Genomic DNA, 18,673 nt, shown 5'->3' with positions numbered 1-18,673 from the left:
AAATTATGAGAGGGGCGATATCCCATGAACGAGACACCGGAGCGGGGCGGAACCGTAACGGCTCCGCCGAAAAAGTCAAAGCGCGGGCTGACCGTGGGAATCGTGGCCGCGCTTGTGCTGATCGGCGCGGCGGCATGGTTCTTCTTCGGACGCGGCGGCGGGGCGGCGGATTTCTTCGACCCGAACGCCACGACGGGAATCCTGCCGGGAATGACGGAGGAACAGATCATCGAGGAGCTCAACCGCATCGTCGAGGAGGGGATGTTCAACATCTCGATCAACACCCAGATCAGCTTCCCGAGCGGGACGGCGGAGGGGCAGGCCTATATCGACAACATTTCCGCCAACCACTACAACATGACCGTGCAGATCGTGCTGGACGATACGGGCGAAACGGTATATCAATCCGGAGGCATCAGACCGGGGCAGTACATCGAGAATATTACGCTGTCCAAGGCGCTGCCGAAGGGTTCCTATAAGGCGACTGCAATCTTTACGGCGCATGACCCGGAGGACCAGTCGGAAATCGGGCAGGCGGCGGCGGAGGTGCTCCTGACAGTGGAGTCCTGAGCCGCGCGAGCCCATGGAAAAGGAGGTTATGACTTTACATAAATCCACACGTAACCCCAACAAAAAACGAGTAAAACAGGAGGTCAAAACAATGAAAAAGGTATTGGCAGCAGTTCTGGCAATGGCAATGATCCTCTCCCTCGGCGTGACCGCGTTCGCGGCGGCACAGAACTACGACGCGGACGGTGCCGTGGTGGACACCCAAACCAATGATGTCGCCGAGGATGGCGGCACGGCTGACACCCAGTTCAAGGTTATCGACAAGAGCGCCACGATCCCGACCTATCAGATGAGCGTTACCGTTCCGATGACCGTCACCTTTGCGGTTGCGCAGGACGGCACAACCTCGGTCCCCAGCAAGTATAAGCTGATCAACTATTCCTTCAAGGACATCTCGGTTTCCAACGTCAAGGCGGTAAACGGCAATTGGACGCTGGCCACCGAGGCCGCCGCCAAGGCGGCCGACGAGGGGAGCAAAACCGTCAACATGAACATCAAGGGCCTGGATCTCTCGACCACCACTGACGGCGTTGCGCCTGGCTGGGACTCCGTTAAGGCGGCCACCAGCATTGATGGAACGGAGTTGGACCTGGTCCTGACGGCTGTCGCGGCGCCGCAGAATAGCACAAATGAGACGCCGTCCGCTGAGGATGCCTTTAAAGTCACTTACACGATCGCGATGCCGACCGTAACCCCGTAAAGAACGCAACAGCAATTTCATCGGCACGGGGCAATCGCCCTGTGCCGGGGAAAGCGCCGCGTCGCGGCGTTTTCCCCGGTACAGGCAGGAAAAAACATATAGGAGCGCGTTATGGAAGAAAAGACGAAAAAGAACGGGAACGCCGTCAAATGGGTTTTCCTTGTCATCATCCTCATCCTGATGGGGGTGATCGCCTGGCTGCTGCTGCGCCCGGCGGAAAAGCCCGCGGGGCTCGCACGGGCCGCCGGCGCACAGCTCGGCCAGCTCGAGGGCAAGACGGAGGAGCAGATCGTCGAGGAGCTCAACCGCATCGTTGAGGAGGGGATGTTCAACATCTCGATCAACACCCAGCCCGAGTTCCCGGATGGAAGCTCCCCCGGCAACCTCTGCATCGAAAACTCCCCCGCCAACCACTACCTGATGGTGGTGGAGATCACCCTGGGCGACACGGGGGAGACGGTGTACACGTCAGGCGCGCTCGAACCGAACTACCACATCCAGGAGGCAAAGCTGGATAGGCCGCTCGCGAAGGGCACCTACCCGGCGACGGCGACCTTTTTCGCCTATACCGTCGACACACAGGAGCTGGTGGGAACCGCGGCGGCGGAGATGCAGCTGATCATTCAGAATTGAGGACGGGAGGGACCGCGTTGAAAGGATTGGGAAGGGGAGCCGCGCTGCTGCTGGCGGCGGCGCTCGCCCTGTCGATCCCGCTGACGGCGATGGCCGCGGGGGAGATCGAGGGGGAGGAGACGGAAAAGGACCTCTCGGATATCGTGAGTGCGAGCGAAGAGGTGGATACGGCGACGCTGGAGCGCCCCTCGGCGAGCACGCGTTTTAACGCCATAACCCTTCCGGGACCGGAGGTGTGGGGCGCGGATGTGAGCGTCTACGTCGGGGAGACGGCGGAATTGACGGTGAGCGCGAAGGATGGGGTGCTGCCCTACCACTTTGCGTGGTACCGGGTGCTCGACGCGGACACCCTGTCGGAGGCGCTCTTCGAGGGGGACGACTACGAGGGAAACGTCTATGCGATCCCGGGCGCGCAGAAGAGCGACGCGGGGGTCTACCGGGTCGTGCTGACGGACAGATACGGGAGCCGCGCCGAATGTGACGTGGCGCTGGCGGTGCTGACCAGGCCCTCGGGCGGCGGAGGCGGCGGATCGGACGGGGACCCGGACATCCACATTGTGGCCCCGGCCGACCCGACGATCATCAAGGACCTGCCGGTTCCGCTGGTGAAGCTGCCCAATACGGGCGACGGTTCGGCGCCCGCGGCCGCGCTCGCCCTGTTGGGGCTGTCGGCCGCCGCGATCGCTGTTTCCCTCCGCAAAAAAGCGGATAAGTAAACATTGTTGAACCGAGGGGCGTTCCGCGCGGGACGCCCCTCGGTTCGTCGAAGGCCGCCGGGCGGGAGAAAGACGGTTGAATCCCTTTTGCCGATGTGGTATACTGCAAAAAAAGAGACGGGCGGCCTTTTTTGGAGGGCGCCCGTTTGCGTGACGGGCGAAGGACGGCCCGCCGGAAAGGGGAGCTTTTTATGGAGACACGCGCATACCGGGGAACGGACGACCGCGTCTCCCTGCTGGGCTTCGGGGCGATGCGCCTGCCGCGCGTTTCCCCCGACACGCAGGAGATCGACTATGAGAAGGCGCGCGAGCTGATCGACTGCGCCTATACCCACGGGGTCAATTATTTCGACACCGCTTACCGCTACCACGACGGCGATTCCGAGCCGTTCCTCGGCCGGGCGCTGGCGGATTATCCGCGCGGAAGCTACCACCTTGCGAGCAAGATGCCGACCTGGCTCGTTCACAGCCTGGATGAGGGCAGGCGCATCTTCGCCGACCAGCTCGAACGGTGCCGCACCGATTATTTTGACTTCTACCTCTGCCACTCGGTGGGAAAATCGGTTGAGGAATTCACCGATGTCTACGAGAAGACCGGCCTGCTCGACCACCTGCGGGCGCAGAAGGCGGCGGGGGTCATCCGCCGCCTCGGCTTCTCCTTCCACGGGACGCCGGAGGTCCTTCGGGAGCTGATCGCGCGCGGCGGGTGGGATTTCGTGCAGATCCAGCTCAACTACCTCGACTGGGAGCTGCTCGACGCCGCGCAGCAGTACCGCATCCTCGAGGAAAACGGCCTGCCCTGCATCGTCATGGAGCCGGTGCGGGGCGGGAACCTCGTTTCCCTCTGCCCCGAATCGGTGGAGATCCTCCGCGAGGCGCGTCCCGGGGCGAGCACCGCGTCGTGGGCCATCCGTTTTGCCGCGTCACTGCCCAACGTGCTGACCGTCCTGAGCGGCATGTCCACCCTTGAGCAGGTGCGGGACAACGTCGCCACGATGTCCCCCTTCGAGCCCCTCTCCGCCGCCGAGCGGGAGACGCTCGACCGGGCGCGCAGGGCCTACTTCGCCCTCGGGACCATCCCCTGCACAGGCTGCCGCTACTGCATGGACTGCCCGTCGGGCGTCGACATCCCCGGCGTTTTCGCGGCCTACAACCGCTGCGCCGCCGAGGTCGGGCTCGACCCGTCGGACGGGAAGGCGCTGCGGGAGAACGCGAAGGCGATCCGCGCGATTTACGAGGTTCTGCCGGAGGAGCGGCGCGCCGGGCGGTGCGTAAGCTGCGGTCGGTGCGTCTCCCACTGCCCGCAGGGGATCGCGATCCCGCAGCGGCTGGGGGAGATCGCCGCGCTCATGAAAATCCTCGAATAACGGATCCCGGGCGCGTACGGCTTTTGACCGTCCGCGCCCGGTTCGGATTGCCGGGGAAAGTTTTTTGCCAGCGGGGGTTGACAATGCTATCTGTAATAGATATAATTACAGTATAAACTGACACAGCAAAATGTACAGTTGGAAAACGGAGGAAGCCCATGAAAGCAAAGCACCTGGCGGCCCTGCTGGCCGCGGTTTTACTGGCGGCGGCGCTTGCGGCGTGCGCGTGGGAGAGCGGGGAGGCCCCCTCCCCTCCGCAGTCCACGGCCTCCGCGGCGGACGCCGGAGAGCGCGCGGACGGCGCGGCTTCGGCGGCGGAATACCACAGGATCACCGCTGAAGAGGCCAAGGAGCGACTCGACGCCAACCCCGATGCGGTCATCCTCGACGTCCGAACCCCGGAGGAACACGCGGCGGAGCGGATCGAGGGCTCGATCAACCTCCCGAACGAGTTGATCGGCGATGAACGGCCCGCGCTGCTGCCCGATCTTGACGCGGAAATCCTGGTCCACTGCCGCACGGGGGTGCGCAGCAGGCAGGCGGCCGAAAAACTGGCCGCGCTCGGCTATACCAACGTCTATGACTTCGGGGGCATCGTGGATTGGCCGTACGGCACGGTGACCGGCGAATGACCCGGGGCGAACGGCTGCAAATCCTGCTGGCCGCCGCGGCGCTTCTGCTCCTGCTGGCGCTCCTTTTCCAGCGCCGGGCGGCAGGCTGTATCATATAAGGAGGAACCGATGTGAGGAAACCACTGACGACCCTGCTCGGCGCGGCGGCGATGGCCGCGCTGCTCGCCGCCTGCGCGGCCCCCGTACCGGAGGCTCCGGCGGCGGGCGCAGCGCTTTCCCCGGCCGCGGCTTCCGAAACGGCCCCGCTTGACGGGGAAGCGCCGGAAGCGGAAATCCCTCCGGAGGAGGCCCCCGGGCCGCTGGGCGGTGAGCTTCCGGTGAAGGCGATCCCCGGCTGCCGCGCCGACCTGCCCTACCCGCTCAAGATGTCGGGGGAGAGTCTGGCCACCGACTTTGGCCACTGGGCGGCGAAGGACCTCGACGGCGGCGTCGTCACCGAGAAGGTGCTGGCGGGCAGCCGCCTCACGCTTGTGAGCGTGTGGAGCACCTTCTGCGACTCCTGCGTCTCAGACATGGCCGCGCTCCAGCAGGTTTACGCGGAATACGACCGCGCGGACCTGAACGTCATCGGGATCGCCGCGAGTGCGCAGGCGGAGGACGGCTCGATCAGCGAAGGGGAGGTCGAGATCATCCGGCAGATCCAGGAGATGACGGGCGCGGAATTTTTGCAGCTGCTGCCCTCAGACGACCTGATCGCGATCAAATTAAAGGACCTCGGCACCGTGCCCGAGAGCTTCCTGCTCGACAGCGCGGGCAATGTCGTCGGCGAGCCGCTCTACGGCGGACGCACGGCGGAGGAGTTCCGTCGGATGGTCGACGACGGCCTGCGTGCGCTTTCGGATGAGGCGGGCGCATGACCCGCTTTCTTCTGAGCACCCTGCTCTCCTTCGCGGGCGTTGCGGCTGCCCTCGCGGTCCTGCTCGCCGCGGGCGCGCTGGTGAAGTTGGGCGGCAGACGCGTGCCGCCCCTCCTCTGCATGGCCGTCTCCGCGGCCTACGGCGCCTCCCAGCTTATCGCCCTCGCCCGCCAGCAGAGCGGGCTGGCCTGCGCGCTCGTCCCCGGGAGGACCATGCTTCTGCACGGCGCGCTTCTGGCGGTGCATCTTGGCCTGCTGGGGGGACTTCTGCGCAGGCTGCGGCAGATTGCCCCTTGATTCCGTTAACTGTATGAGGTACAATTACAGTTAGTGGATGATATAAGGAGGAAACACAGATGACAAGTGAATTTGCCATCGCAGTACACGCGCTGGTCTATCTCAACCACAAAGGGGAAACCGTTTCGAGCGAGGCGCTCGCCGGGAACATCTGCACCAACCCGGCGCGGGTGCGCAAGGTGATGGCCAAGCTGAAAAAAGCGGGCCTCGTCGCCACCAAGGAGGGGGTCGACGGGGGGTACCATTTCATCAAATCCCCCGCGGAGGTCACCCTCCGGCGGGTCGACGAGGCGGTCGACGTCCGGCTGGTGTCCGCCTGTTGGAAGCCGGGCGACCGGGAGAAGGCGTGCCTGGTGGCCTCCGGAATGGGGGAGATCATGGACGGCATCTATTCCGACCTCGACGAGCTCTGCCGCCAAAGGCTGGGGGAGATCACCATAGCGGACATTGACAAGAAGATATTCGGGCCGCACACGAGCTGAGAAAGAAGGCATTTTTATGAAGCAGTATGACGCGATCGTAATCGGTTTCGGCAAGGGGGGCAAGACCCTTGCGGGCAAACTCGGCGCGAGCGGAAAAACCGTCGCGATGATCGAAAAATCCGACAAGATGTATGGGGGGACCTGCATCAACGTGGGGTGCATCCCCTCCAAATCGCTGGTGCGCAGTTCGGGAATCTCCCACGGGCACCGCAGCGCGGATTTCGAGAAGAAACAGGCGTTCTACGCCGCCGCCATCGAGGAGAAACGCCGCCTGACCGCCATGCTGCGCAAAAAGAACTTCGACAAGCTCGACGGCAGTCCCAATGTCACCATTTATAACGGCAAGGGCAGTTTTCTTTCGCCGACGCAGGTGCAGGTCGTGTCCGACCGGGGGGAGACGCTTATCCTCGAGGGAAAGCAGATCTTCATCAACACCGGCTCCACCCCCGTCGTCCCGCCCATCGAGGGGCTCCGGGAGAACCCGTTCGTCTACCTGAGCGAGGGGCTCATGGACCTTGAAAAGCTCCCCCGCAGGCTGGCGATCATCGGCGGCGGCTACATCGGGCTCGAGTTTGCCTCGATCTACGCGGGCTTTGGCTCGCAGGTCACGGTGTTCGAGGGCGCGCCGGTGTTCCTGCCCCGCGAGGACGCGGACATCGCCGCCGAGATCAAGAAGGCGCTCGAAGAGAAGGGCGTCTCCTTCCAGATCGGCGCGGCGGTCAAAAGGGTCGCGAACGCGGGCGATTTCGCGGAGGTGACCTTCGCGCGGGAGGGCGCGGAGAAGACGCTCGCGGCGGACGCGGTGCTCGTCGCGACCGGCCGCCGCCCCAACACCGACGGCCTCAACGCGGCCGAGGCGGGGGTCGAACTGACCCCGCGCGGCGCGGTCAAGGTGGACGAAAAACTGCGCACCACCGCCCCAAACATCTGGGCGATGGGGGACGTTGCTGGCGGGCTGCAATTTACCTACGTCTCGCTCGACGACTTCCGGATCGTCTGGTCGCAGCTTTCGGGCGGCGGCTACGACGCCGCGAAGCGCGGAAACGTTCCCTACAGCGTCTTTATCGATCCCCCCTTCTCCCGCGTCGGCCTCAGCGAAAAGGAGGCGCGCGAGGCGGGTTATCATGTAAAGGTCCTCACCCTTCCGGCGGCCGCCATCCCCAAGGCGCAGGTGCTGAGGCGCCCCGCCGGCCTGCTCAAGGCGGTCGTTGACGCGGACACCAACAAGATTCTGGGCGCGATGCTCTTCTGCGAGGAGAGCTATGAGATGATCAACATCGTCAAGCTCGCGATGGACCTCGACGCCGACTATACTCTGCTCGGCAGGCAGATCTTCACCCATCCGACGATGAGCGAGGCGCTCAACGACCTCTTTGCCTGATTTCTTTTGACCTCCTCATATCCCCCCAAAAAAGGGGCGCAGCGTTTTGCCGCTGCGCCCCTTTTTATGGGATAAATACAAGAATATATTACCAATTGTATAATATTATTCTGACAACTGCGCGATTCCGAGACAGGTGACGCCGATGGAAAGCAGGGTGACGGCCGTCCGGCCGTCCAGCTTCCCGAGCGCGGACAGCGCCAGCGCGGCCACGCCCATCGAGAGACCGACCGCCCGGAAGACCAACAGGGCCGTCCGGCGGATTTCCCGGCCGGCGGGCGCGCCGCGTTTTGCGGCGGACGCCTGCCCGCGGCAGCGCAGCAGCTCGTCGGTCGAGATCCCGAGGACGTCGGCGAGCGCGGGAAGGGTGCCGATGTCCGGACAGGAGATTCCGCGCTCCCATTTGGACACCGCCTTGTCCGTCACGTGCAGCAGGTCGGCAAGCTCCTTCTGCGTCATGTTTTTCGATTTCCGAACGCTGCTGATGAGGTCCCCCATGTGGTTATAATCCATCCGCGCCCCTCCTTTGGTGATTGTGTTTATGATACCAGACGGCGCCGGTTTTGGCACGGGAATGGCGGTCGACCGGGGTAAACGGCTGGTAGAGTTCCCGGCGGAACCCGGTCAGGACGGCTCCTTCCAGCCGCAGAGCCGCCGCGCGAGCAGGTCGACGGCGAGAAAGAGCGCCGCGCCCACCACCGAGATGACGACGATGCCGCCGTACATTTCGAGGTAGTCGATGCGGCTCCACGCGTCGAGGATATAGTAGCCGACGCCCGCGCGGGTGCCGTACGCCTCGACGATGAAGAGGACGGCCAGCGCGGTGCCCACGCCGATGCGCAGGCTGGTGAAGAGCTCGGGCAGCACGGCGGGCAGCGTGATCTGCCCAAGCAGGCGGCCGCGCGAGGCCCCGGCGCTGACGGCCACCTGGTAGAGGCCGGGGTCGACGGCACGGGCCGCGTCCCGCGTGGCGACGATCACCTGGAAGAGGACGGTCAGCAGGATGATGAGGATTTTCGAGCCGTCCCGCAGGCCGAAGAGCAGCATCGCGACGGGCAGCAGGGCGGTCTTGGGGACAGGGTAGGAGAAGTAGACGACCGGATGGAGCAGGGCGTTCCAGCGGGGGGAGGCGGCCATCAGCAGGCCGACCGGCACCCCGGCCGCGAGCGCGAGGAAAAGCCCCGCGAACACCCGCCAGAGGCTTGCGCCGATGTGGCGGAAGATGCCCGCGGCGAGCACGTCTCCAAAGTGCGCGTATACCTCCACGGGGCCGGGCAGCGCGCGGGTGTCGAGCAGCGCGGCGGCGATCAGCCAGAACAGGTTGACCGCCGCAAAGCCGAGCAGGAAGGAGACCGTCTTTTTCATGACGCGGCCTCCTCTCCGGCGGCAAGCAGGATTTCCCGCCGCAGGCTGTGGGAAAAAGCCTCGAAATCGGAGCCGCCCGGCTCGGCCTGGCCCTGCCAGGGGTTCTCGAGCAGGCGGGTAAAGCGCCCGCCCCTTCCCATCACGGCGATCTGGCCCGCGAGATAGAGCGCCTCCTCCGGACGGTGGGTCACCACGACCGCCGTCGCGCCCGAATCCCGCCAGAGCTCGAAGCAGAGCCGCCTGGCGCGGTCGGCCGCCGCCGCGTCGAGCGCGGCGAAGGGTTCGTCCATCAGCAGCAGGCGCGGCTTCATGAGGAGAGCGCGCGCGAGCGCCGCCCGCTGCGCCTGCCCGCCGCTCAATTCGCGCGGGTAGCGGTCGAGCAGACCGCCGATGCCCAGCCGCGCGCAGAGGGCGTCAAGCTCCGCCTCGTCGGGCGTTCCGCGCAGCCGCGCGCAGAAGAGGCAGTTCTGCCGCACCGTCTTCCAGGGGAGCAGGCCGTAGCTCTGGGGAATGAGGCCGATTGCCGTATCGCGCGGGGAGAGGGGCGCGCCGCAAAAGCGGACGCTCCCACCCGCGGGCGGAAGCGCCCCGGCCAGCAGGTTGATGAGGGTCGTTTTGCCGCAGCCGGACGGCCCGAGCAGCGCGAGCAGTCCCCCCTCCGCGAGGGAGAAGGTGAGCCCGTCGATGACCGGATGACCGGCGCGCGGATAGCGCGCCGTGAGGTTTTCGACTTCCAGCATCGCGCTTATCCGAGGTTGCCGAGCAGGTCGGCGGGGGCGAGGGAAGCGGGGCAGAGCCCCTTATCCGAGGCCCAGGCGACAGCGGCGGAGAGGTCGGCTTCCCCGGGCAGTGCGTTTTTGCGGAAGACGGGCAGCTCGATCCTGCCCGCGAGCTCCTCCGGGAAGCCCGCGCCCGCGATCACGACCGGCTCGTATTCGGAGAGGGGGGTGCTGTTCACGTAGTCGACGGCCTCGTCGTAGGCGGCGTAAAACTTTTTGATCGCGCCGGCCTTCCCGTCGATCGCCGTCTGGGTGAAGGCGGAGACGGCGGGATAGAGCCCCGACGTGTTGGCGCTGCCCAGCTCGACGGCGCCGTCGGAGAGGGCGAGGGTCGCGAACGGCTCGGGCAGCAGGCAGAGGTCGACCTGCCCGGAGCGCAGCATCTCAAGGCGGTCGGGGATGCGGGGGACGACCTCTTTCTTGAGGTAGTCCGCGCCGTACCCGTCCTGCACGAGGATGTAGTCGAGCGCGTATTCGATCAGCGTGTTTTCCGAGATCGCGATCGATTTCCCGGCCGCGTCCGCGAGCGTCTTGACGCCGGAATCCGGGCCGGCGAGCAGCAGGTAGTCGCCGTCGGTCATGCCGGTGATCTTCACATCGAGCCCGGCGTTCTGGTAGATGCACGCGCCGATGAAGTCGGTGAAGACCCCGTCGAGCTCGCCCGCCTGCAGCGCCGCGTCGCGGTCCTTGGCGGAGGAAAAGACCTGCATGTCGAGGATGACGCCCTGCTTTTCGTCGAGCTTCCGGTCCTTCATGACCGCCAGCGGGATGACGTCGGACGAGTACATGACGCCGATGCGCAGCGTATCGGGCGCGGGCCGCCCGCCGCACGCGGCGAGGCCCGCCGCGGCGATCGCCGCGAGCAGCAGGGCCGCGGCGCGCTTCAGAATGGTTTTTTTCATGGTTCTTCCCTCCAACGCTGATAAAGATGGTTTTCGACGCCCAGGCAGTCGAGCGCCCGGCCCGCCACGAAGGAGACGAGGTCGTCGGCCGTCCGGGGATGGTGGTAAAACGCGGGCATCGCGGGCAGGATCGTCGCGCCGCACTGGCTGAGCGTCAGCATGTTCTGCAGGTGGATCGAGGTGAGCGGCGTTTCGCGCGGCACCAGCAGGAGGGGCCTCCTCTGCTTGAGCATGACGTCCGCCGCCCGGGTGAGCAGGTCGGTCGTGACGCCGCAGGCGAGCCTGCCGAGCGTCGACATCGAGCAGGGCGCGACCACCATCCCTGCGAACTGCCGCGAGCCGCTCGCGAGCGGGGAGAAGAGGTCGGCGTTGTCCTCGAGCGCGGCGTTGGGGCGTTCCCCGGCCCAGCGTTCGAGGGAGACGCCCGTCTCGTATTCCAGCACCCGGCGGCCGGTGTCGGTCGCGACGACCCGCAGGGCCGCGCCGCTTTCCAGCAGGGCGTCCGAGATGCGCAGCGCGTAGGCGCTCCCGCTCGCGCCGGTGATCCCGATGATGTAGGTTTCCATAGGACTCCTTCTTTCAGAGGCAGATGTCGAGGATGCCGAAAACCAGCAGTACGAGGCTGGTGAGTTGGCTTATGCTGTAGGAGGCGGTGTTGACCCCCTCAAGACGCTGGGGGGTGACCATCGTGTGCTGCACCGCCATGAGGCCGGCGGCGGCGAGCAGCCCCGCGCCGAAGAGGGGCCCCATGTGCGGCTCCAGCAGGAGGAAGGCCGCGAGGCAGCCGAGCGCCGCGATGTGAAACGCCGTGCTGATGCGCAGCGCGCCCGCCACACCGAACCGCACGGGGATCGAATGAAGGCCGTTCTGCCGGTCGAAGTCGTAATCCTGGCAGCCGTAGATGACGTCGAATCCGGCGGTCCACAGGCAGTTGGCCGCGCCGAGCAGTAGCGGCGGCAGGGAAAACCGCCCCGTCACCGCGAGCCACGCGCCGACCGGCGCGATGCCGCAGGTCGCGCCGAGAAAGAGGTGGCAGAGCCAGGTGAACCGCTTGGTGTAGGAGTAGGAGGCCATCATGAGGAGGGCGAGGGGGGAGAGGATCAGGCAGAGGGGATTCAGCATCGCGGCGCTCACGACGAGCAGCGCGAAGCAGAAAAGCGAGAGCGCGACCGTCTCGCGCACGGAGATCTCCCCGCGTGGGATCTGCCGCCCGGCGGTGCGGGGATTTTTCGCGTCGATCTTCGCGTCGACCGCGCGGTTGAGGGCGTTGGCCCCCGTGCGCGCCGACAGGAAGGCGAGCGCGGCCCATGCCGCCGTCCAGAGGCGGGGCCTGCCGTTGGACGCGGCGAGGAAGGCGACAGCGCCGAACGAGAGGGAAAAGATCGTGTGGCTGAACATTACGAGCGTCCCGTAGGCGCGCAGCTTTCGGATCAGTTTATGAGCGAGTTCCATCAAATAGGCGCCTCCACGTCAGAATCCGTATTCTTTCCACCGCGCGTCCACCCGCGCGGCCGTTTCCGGCGACATGGTGATGTCGTCCGGCCAGGGGCGGGTGAGGCCCTCCTCCGGCAGCTTTTTTGTCGCGTCGAGCGCGATTTTTCCATTCTTCACCACGAGGTCGCGCCCCGCGTCGATGTTGTTGAAGACCCGCCAGAGCACCTCCTGGCGGTCGGCGAGGTCCACCGTGTCGTCGAGCGCGACGGCGAACGAGACGTCCTCCGATTCAAGCGCGGCCAGCGCGGCCTCCCGGCCCTCCCCCGGCGCGCGTTTCTTGACCGGCAGGAGGGCGAAGCGCCCCGTCCGGGGCGGGACGCCCGGCTTCGCCGTGGCGTCGATGCCCAGCCGCGTGCCGTAGAGGGCGCGGTCTGATGAGTGGTCGAGCGCGTCGAGCGGTCCGTCCGAGAGGACGTAGTCCGCCGCGGGGTCGGCGTTCCGGAGCACCGCCGCGAGCACCGCGCCGGTTTCGGCCGGGTCTGTCGCCGCGTCCACCGCGACGATCAGCTTGGTGTAGCGCATCTGGCCCATGCCCCACATCGCGTTCATGACGGTGCGCGCCGCGCCGGGAAAGTCGTTTTTCACCGAGACGACCGCGCAGTTGTGGAACACCCCCTCGAAGGGGAGGCAAAGGTCGCGCAGCTGGGGAATCTGAAGCCTCAGCACGGGCAGGAAGATCCGCTCGGTGGCCTTTGCCAGATAGCAGTCCTCCATCGGGGGCCTGCCCACGACGGTCGCCGGGTAGACGGGCTTCCTGCGTCGGGTGACGCAGGTGACGTGGAAGCGCGGGTACCAGTCGGCCAGCGAGTAGTAGCCGGTGTGGTCGCCGAACGGGCCCTCCCACACGGGGGGCTCCCCGGTGTCGACATACCCCTCAAGCACGAACTGCGCGTCCTGCGGCACCCACAGGTCGCTGGTGACGCATTTTGCCAGCGCGACGGGCCTCCTGCGCAGGAAGCCCGCGAGCAGCAGCTCGTCGAGCCCGGGCGGCAGCGGCGCGGTCGCGGCGTAGGTGACCGCGGGGCCGCAGCCGAGCGCGACCGCGACGGGCATTTTCCCACCGCGCGCCCGCCACGCCTCATAGATGGCAGAGCCGTCCTTGTGCTTCTGCCAGTGCATGGCGGTGGAGGTCTTATCGAGCACCTGCATCCGGTACATGCCGCAGTTCTGCGTTTTCGCGCCGGGCAGCTTGGTAAAGACGAGCGGCAGGGTGAAGAAACGGCCGCCGTCCTGCGGCCAGCAGTGGAGCACCGGCAGCGCCGAGAGATCGGGATCCCGCTCGATCACCTGCTGGCAGGGCGGGCGGGAGAGGCGCAGGCGGCGCCGGCGGGGGAAGCAGGCGGCGAGGCGCAGCAGCCGCGGCGCGAAGGCGGCGAGACGTTTGATGGAGGTGTAGTTTTCAAAATCGAGGTAGCGGGCCACGTCGCCGCCGATCTCGTCGAGGCTTTCGGCTCCCAGCGCGAGCGCCATGCGTTCGTCGGAGCCCATCGCGTTGATGAGCAGGGGGAAGTCGGAGCCCTCGACCCGCTCAAAGAGGAGCGCCGGCCCGCCCCGCTTCATGACGCGGTCGGCGATTTCGGTGATCTCAAGGATGGGGGAGACGGGCGCGGAAATCCGCATGAGCTCGCCGCGCGCTTCACACGCGGCGAGGAATGCCTGCAAGTCCCGGTAGGCCAATCCGGAGCGCCTCCTTTCCAAGGAAAAAACGGATATCGAACAATTTGTTAAATAGATGGCGGGGAAGTTGGACACATTATATAAAATGGCAAAAAACCATTGATAAATACTTGACAAGTGCCAAAGATATAATTATATTAGAAATTGCTTAATTACTAATTTCCTTAATATTATACACGAAAAACGGGGGGGAATCAATGGCGAATCCAGCGAAGGACGCGGCGGCGCTCTGCGCGCTGCTGGCGAACGAAAACCGCATGGTCATCCTCTGCCATTTGATGACCGGCCCCATGAACGTCGGGCAGCTGCACAAGCGCCTCAGGGGGATCACCCAGTCGGCGCTCTCCCAGCACCTGACGCTGCTGCGGGCCAACCGGATCGTTGAGTGCGACAAACAGGGGCAGAGCATGGTCTACAAGATCGTCGACCGGCGGGCGATCCGGCTGGTCGAGGCGGTTGAGGAGATCTTCCTGCTGAAAGCCGCGGCGGGGATGCCCCCGGACGGCGAAGCGAACGAACGCAATTGATTCCACGCCGGGCGCGAGCTGGCGGAGTTCACATTTAGGAGATGAAAGCATTGAAAAACATTGTCATTGTCGGCGCGGGCTACGCGGGCGTCCTGACCGCCAAAAAACTGGCGAAGCGGCTGAAAAAGCAGGAGGACGTGCAGATCACCGTCATCGACAAAAACCCCTTCCACACCATGTACACCGAGCTGCACGAGGTCGCCGCCCACCGCGTGGACGAGGACAGCATCAAGATCAGCCTCGAACGGGTGTTCGCGGGGCGCAACGTGCATGTGGTGCTTGACACGGTCACCTCGATCGATTTTGACGGCAAGGTGCTTGAAGGGCGCGTCGGTACCTATCCCTACGATTATCTCATCCTCGCGACCGGCTCCAAGCCGACCTTCTTCGGCGTGCCGGGCGCGGAGGAGATCTCCTATACCCTCTGGTCCTACGACGACGCGGTCGTCCTGCGCGAGCACCTGCTCCACGTCTTCCGCCGCGCCGCGCGCGAGACCGACCCGGCCGAGCGCCGCAGGCTGCTGACCTTCTACGTCGTGGGCGCGGGCTTCACCGGCGTCGAGATGGCGGGCGAGCTGGCCGAACTGGTGCCGCTGCTCTGCGAGAAGTTCGAGATCGACCGGGATGAGGTGTCGATGTTCGACGTCGACGTGCTCGACCGCACGGTGCCCATCCTGCCGAAAAAGCTCTCCGACAAGGTGGAGCGCAGGCTCACCAAGATGGGCGTGCAGGTCATGCTCGGCACCGGCGTCGCGGGCATCGGCAAGGACTACATCGAGCTCAAGCGGGGCGACGCCGTCGAGTGCCACCAGGCGGGCACCGTCATCTGGACGGCGGGCATCGAGTCGAGCGACATCGTCTCGGAGGCGGCCAAGGCCCTCCAGACGGCGCGCCGCGGCCGGGTCGTCACCGACAAATACCTGCGCGCGATCGACCACGAGGACGTGTTCATCGCGGGCGACAACATCATGTACGTCCCCGAGGGGGAGGAAAATCCCGTCCCGCAGATGGTCGAAAACTGCGAGCAGAGCGCCGACACGATCGCCCACAACCTGACGGTGCAGCTCACCGGCCAGGGGGAGCTCGAGGACTATCGTCCCAAGTTCCACGGAGTCATGGTGTCGGTCGGCGGGCGGTACGGCGTGGCCCAGGTGGGCACCCCCAACCACATGATCTGCCTGCCCTCCTTCCTCGCGATGTTTACCAAGCATTTCATCAACGTCGTCTACTTCGTGCAGGTGCTCGGCTGGAACAAGGTCGTCAGCTACCTCAAGCACGAGTTCTTCACCATCCGCAACTGCCGCAGCTTCGTGGGCGGGCATTTCTCCAACCGCACCCCGAGCTTTTTGCTCGTGCCGCTGCGCGTCTGGCTGGGAATCTGCTGGGTGTTCGAGGGCGTCATGAAGATCGTCGAGGGCTGGATGAAGACCCCGCAGCTCACCGGCTTCTTCAGCGGCGCGACCGGCTTCTTTAACGAAATCCTCTCGGCCGCGGGCGCGCGCAACGTGACCGCCGCGGTCGACGCGGTCGCCACCGCGACCGCCGAGGTCGGCGAGGCGGTGGCCAGCGGCGTGGCGGTGTTCAGCTACCGGCTGCTCGGCTTCATGGACGTGACCCTCGTCAGCGGGACCGATCTCGCGCACGCCACGCTGGCGGACTATGCATTTAAACTTGACATCCCCTTCATCAACTGGTTTGTGAACAACGTGGTGCTTGCGAGCGACGGGATGCAGATGTTCATGCAGGTCACCATCGTGGTGCTCGAGATCCTTATCGGCCTCGCGCTGATCGGCGGCCTCTTCAACTTCCCGGCCTCCGCGGCTTCGCTCGTGCTGCAGTTCATGTTCGTCACCACGACGGGGCTCTACCTCAATACCTTCTGGATGATCTTCGCCGCGATCGCGGTGCTCATCGGCGGCGGCAGGACGATCGGCCTCGACTACTATGTCATGCCCGCCCTCAAGAAACACTGGAAAAACGTCAGGTTTGTCAGAAAGTGGTATCTCTACAATGATTGACGCGACACAAAATCAGGCGCGCCCCGAATCCGCCGGCTATCCCGGATTCGACGCGGCGTTTGAGGCGGTGGGGGAACGCATCGACGGGGCCCTCACCGGCTCGCCGGGGCTGATCCGGCGCTATACCGCGCACCTCGCGGGCGCGCGCGGCAAGATGATCCGCGCCGCCGCCCTGCTCGCCTGCGCGCAGGGGGAGGACGGCGGCGTCCCCGCCGACGCGGCGGAGCTGGCCGCCGCGGTCGAAATGCTGCACCTTGCGACGCTCGTGCACGACGACGTCATCGACGACGCCGACCTGCGCCGCGGCATCCCCACCCTCCAGCGCATGTACGGCAGGCGCACGGCGGTCATCTGCGGAGACTACCTGCTCGCCGCCTCCCTCCGCCTCGCGGCGCAGGTGGGCGACCGGGAACGCTATCTGAAACTGCGGCTGCCCGACTATGTGGGGCGCATCTGCCTCGGGGAGCTGGGACAGCACCTCAACAACGGCAACCTCGAGCTGACCGCCTACCGCTACCTCAAGATCATCGGGGGAAAGACGGCCGCCCTCTTCGAGGCGGCGTTCTACGCGGGCGCGCTCTTCTTTACAGAGGAGGAGCGGCTCATCCGGCGGTACGCGCGGCTCGGACGGCAGGTCGGCATGATCTTCCAGCTCACCGACGACTGCATCGATTTTGAATCGGACGAGGCGACCGCCAAAAAGCCGGTGCGGTCGGATTATGAGCAGGGAGTCGTCACACTGCCGCTCATCCGGGCGTTCGAGCAGGACCCCGCCTTTCTCGAGCGCGCGCGGAGAGGGAAACTCGCGCGCGCCGAGGTGGACGAACGGGTCCGCGCGAGCGGCGGGCTGGACGACGCGCGCCGGCTTTCCAAACGCTATTACGACCGTGCGGCCAGGCTGCTCGGGGAGCTCGGCGCTCCCGAGGAGAAGCGGCGGCGGCTCACGGAGATCTTGGACAGGGCATTTTACGGCCTCAAGCTACAGCCGGCGGCAAAGTCCGGCCGGTGACGATTGAAGGAGGAACCGATATGAAACGATTTTTTGCGACGGCGCTGGCTCTCGCTTTGACAGCCTCGCTGCTGGCGGGATGCAGCTCCAACCTGCCCAAAGGGTATTCCCCCTTCGGTCCGCAGGCTTCATCCGGAAGTGAACCGCAGCAGCCGCAGGAGAACCCCGCGCCGGAGAATCCGGTGCAGGTCCCGGCGGGCGCTGAGCTTTCGACCGGTCTGGCGGTGATCAACTCGGTGGACAGCTCGAAGGACGCGGGCGACGAGGACGGCCTCGCGCAGGCGGACTCGAACGTCGTGGCGGTGCTCGTCGACGCGGACGGCCGCATCGTCGACTGCAAGATCGACGGGGTGCAGGCGAAGATCCCCTTCTCAAAGGAAGGGAAGCTGCTCGCCGGGACGGATACGATGTTTCGGACCAAGCAGGAGCTCAAAGAGGACTACGGCATGAAGGCGGCCTCGGGCATCGGTAAGGAGTGGTACGAGCAGGCGAACGCGCTGGCCTCCTACGTGACCGGGAAGACGCTCGATGAAATCCGCGGCGTCGCGGTGACGGAGGACGGGCATGCGGGCGACGCGGAGCTCGCGTCGTCGGTGACGATGTCGGTCGGCGGCTGGCTCGAGACGGTCGGAAAGGCGGTCGAGAACGCTAGGCCGATGGGCGCGAAGGCGGGCGACAAGCTCGGGCTGGGGATTGAGACGAACATGTCCAAATCCACCGACGCGGGCGAGGAGGACGGCCTCGCGCAGGCATATTCGATGTACACGGCGGCGACGTTCGGACCGGACGGCCGGATCACGAGCTGCATTCTCGACGGCTCGCAGAGCAATGTGAACTTCGATAGGACCGGAAAGATCACGAGCGATCTGACGGCCGCGCCGTTGACGAAGAACGAGCTCAAAGAGGCCTACGGGATGAAGGGGGCCTCGGGGATCGGGCTCGAGTGGTACCAGCAGGCGGAAAACTACGCGCAGTACGCGCTGGGCAAGACCCCGGCGGAGCTTTCGGGGCTGGCGGTGAACGACCACGGCTCCCCGACGGACGCGGAGCTGGCAGCCTCGGTGACGATCGGCATCGGCGACTTCAACGTCATTCTCCGGAAGGCCGCCGACAACGCAGGCGCCGCCTCCCTGGAAGAGGGCGGGCTTCTGACCGGTCTGGCGGTGATCAACTCGGTGGACAGCTCGAAGGACGCGGGCGAAGAGGACGGCCTCGCGCAGGCGGACTCGAACGTCGTGGCGGTGCTCGTCGACACGGACGGCCGCATT

Annotated in this window: 21 protein-coding genes; 14 read left to right on the top strand and 7 right to left on the bottom strand. The window is 65.6% G+C overall.

What is annotated here, in order from left to right; translation table 11 throughout:
- Positions 1 to 24: 24 nt before the first annotated feature.
- The 10 genes from RDM88_RS04340 to RDM88_RS04295 all read left to right on the top strand — a co-directional run bounded on the left by RDM88_RS04340 (position 25) and on the right by RDM88_RS04295 (position 7,634).
- Entirely contained in the window at positions 25 to 570 is a 546-nt protein-coding gene (locus RDM88_RS04340; RefSeq protein ID WP_308753603.1) for a hypothetical protein, read from the top strand.
- Positions 571 to 661: 91 nt separating this feature from the next.
- A complete protein-coding gene (locus RDM88_RS04335) occupies positions 662 to 1,270 on the top strand; it encodes a hypothetical protein (protein WP_308753601.1) in 609 nt (202 codons plus the stop codon).
- Positions 1,271 to 1,381: 111 nt separating this feature from the next.
- A complete protein-coding gene (locus RDM88_RS04330) occupies positions 1,382 to 1,903 on the top strand; it encodes a hypothetical protein (protein WP_308753600.1) in 522 nt (173 codons plus the stop codon).
- Between the two features lie 17 nt (positions 1,904 to 1,920).
- Positions 1,921 to 2,619, top strand: a complete 699-nt coding sequence (locus tag RDM88_RS04325) for an immunoglobulin domain-containing protein (RefSeq protein WP_308753598.1) — start codon at positions 1,921 to 1,923, stop codon at positions 2,617 to 2,619.
- Between the two features lie 191 nt (positions 2,620 to 2,810).
- On the top strand, positions 2,811 to 3,986 hold the full coding sequence (locus tag RDM88_RS04320; protein WP_308753596.1) for an aldo/keto reductase: 1,176 nt from the start codon (positions 2,811 to 2,813) through the stop codon (positions 3,984 to 3,986).
- A gap of 158 nt (positions 3,987 to 4,144) precedes the next feature.
- Entirely contained in the window at positions 4,145 to 4,618 is a 474-nt protein-coding gene (locus RDM88_RS04315) for a rhodanese-like domain-containing protein (RefSeq protein WP_308753594.1), read from the top strand.
- Between the two features lie 110 nt (positions 4,619 to 4,728).
- Positions 4,729 to 5,475, top strand: coding sequence for a TlpA disulfide reductase family protein (locus RDM88_RS04310; RefSeq protein ID WP_308753592.1), 747 nt, complete (start codon positions 4,729 to 4,731; stop codon positions 5,473 to 5,475).
- The gene (locus tag RDM88_RS04305) at positions 5,472 to 5,771 is read left to right on the top strand and encodes a hypothetical protein (RefSeq protein ID WP_308753590.1); all 300 of its coding nucleotides are present in this window, start codon (positions 5,472 to 5,474) and stop codon (positions 5,769 to 5,771) included. Before RDM88_RS04310 ends, RDM88_RS04305 begins: the two co-directional genes overlap by 4 nt.
- 59 nt (positions 5,772 to 5,830) lie before the next feature.
- A complete protein-coding gene (locus tag RDM88_RS04300; RefSeq protein WP_308753588.1) occupies positions 5,831 to 6,253 on the top strand; it encodes an Rrf2 family transcriptional regulator in 423 nt (140 codons plus the stop codon).
- 16 nt (positions 6,254 to 6,269) lie between these two features.
- Positions 6,270 to 7,634 (top strand): FAD-dependent oxidoreductase, encoded by a 1,365-nt coding sequence (locus RDM88_RS04295; RefSeq protein ID WP_308753586.1) that lies wholly within the window; start codon positions 6,270 to 6,272, stop codon positions 7,632 to 7,634.
- A 105-nt stretch (positions 7,635 to 7,739) separates the two neighbouring features.
- On the opposite strand, the gene RDM88_RS04290 is transcribed toward RDM88_RS04295, so the two are convergent.
- From RDM88_RS04290 to RDM88_RS04260, 7 genes are all read right to left on the bottom strand, one after another.
- Entirely contained in the window at positions 7,740 to 8,147 is a 408-nt protein-coding gene (locus RDM88_RS04290) for a helix-turn-helix transcriptional regulator (RefSeq protein ID WP_308753584.1), read from the bottom strand.
- Positions 8,148 to 8,258: 111 nt separating this feature from the next.
- Positions 8,259 to 8,999 carry an ABC transporter permease gene (locus tag RDM88_RS04285; RefSeq protein WP_308753582.1) on the bottom strand — a complete coding sequence of 247 codons (741 nt, stop codon included), beginning with the start codon at positions 8,997 to 8,999 and terminating at the stop codon, positions 8,259 to 8,261.
- A complete protein-coding gene (locus RDM88_RS04280; protein ID WP_308753580.1) occupies positions 8,996 to 9,739 on the bottom strand; it encodes an ATP-binding cassette domain-containing protein in 744 nt (247 codons plus the stop codon). The genes RDM88_RS04285 and RDM88_RS04280 overlap by 4 nt, the downstream gene beginning before the upstream one ends.
- 5 nt (positions 9,740 to 9,744) lie before the next feature.
- Positions 9,745 to 10,680 carry an ABC transporter substrate-binding protein gene (locus RDM88_RS04275; RefSeq protein WP_308753578.1) on the bottom strand — a complete coding sequence of 312 codons (936 nt, stop codon included), beginning with the start codon at positions 10,678 to 10,680 and terminating at the stop codon, positions 9,745 to 9,747.
- A complete protein-coding gene (locus RDM88_RS04270) occupies positions 10,677 to 11,246 on the bottom strand; it encodes a UbiX family flavin prenyltransferase (protein WP_308753576.1) in 570 nt (189 codons plus the stop codon). Before RDM88_RS04270 ends, RDM88_RS04275 begins: the two co-directional genes overlap by 4 nt.
- A gap of 13 nt (positions 11,247 to 11,259) precedes the next feature.
- A complete protein-coding gene (locus RDM88_RS04265) occupies positions 11,260 to 12,132 on the bottom strand; it encodes a 4-hydroxybenzoate octaprenyltransferase (RefSeq protein WP_308753607.1) in 873 nt (290 codons plus the stop codon).
- A gap of 18 nt (positions 12,133 to 12,150) precedes the next feature.
- A complete protein-coding gene (locus RDM88_RS04260; RefSeq protein WP_308753574.1) occupies positions 12,151 to 13,851 on the bottom strand; it encodes a menaquinone biosynthesis decarboxylase in 1,701 nt (566 codons plus the stop codon).
- Positions 13,852 to 14,048: 197 nt separating this feature from the next.
- Here RDM88_RS04260 and RDM88_RS04255 point away from each other — a divergent pair, with 197 nt between their 5' ends.
- From RDM88_RS04255 to RDM88_RS04240, 4 genes are all read left to right on the top strand, one after another.
- Positions 14,049 to 14,378, top strand: coding sequence for a metalloregulator ArsR/SmtB family transcription factor (locus RDM88_RS04255; RefSeq protein ID WP_308753572.1), 330 nt, complete (start codon positions 14,049 to 14,051; stop codon positions 14,376 to 14,378).
- A gap of 50 nt (positions 14,379 to 14,428) precedes the next feature.
- A complete protein-coding gene (locus RDM88_RS04250) occupies positions 14,429 to 16,396 on the top strand; it encodes an NAD(P)/FAD-dependent oxidoreductase (RefSeq protein ID WP_374045410.1) in 1,968 nt (655 codons plus the stop codon).
- Complete coding sequence (locus tag RDM88_RS04245) at positions 16,389 to 17,405, top strand: polyprenyl synthetase family protein (RefSeq protein WP_308753568.1); 1,017 nt, start codon at positions 16,389 to 16,391, stop codon at positions 17,403 to 17,405. Before RDM88_RS04250 ends, RDM88_RS04245 begins: the two co-directional genes overlap by 8 nt.
- Positions 17,406 to 17,425: 20 nt before the next feature.
- Positions 17,426 to 18,673 (top strand): hypothetical protein (locus RDM88_RS04240; protein ID WP_308753566.1); only part of this gene is annotated, 1,248 nt, incomplete at its 3' end.

The sequence above is a fragment of the uncultured Anaerotruncus sp. genome (genome assembly GCF_902490045.1).
In the GTDB taxonomy this organism is placed as follows: Bacteria; Bacillota; Clostridia; order Oscillospirales; family Ruminococcaceae; genus Anaerotruncus.
The sequence above is the reverse complement of the archived record's forward strand: the minus strand, read 5'-3'. Positions and strand labels throughout refer to the sequence as shown.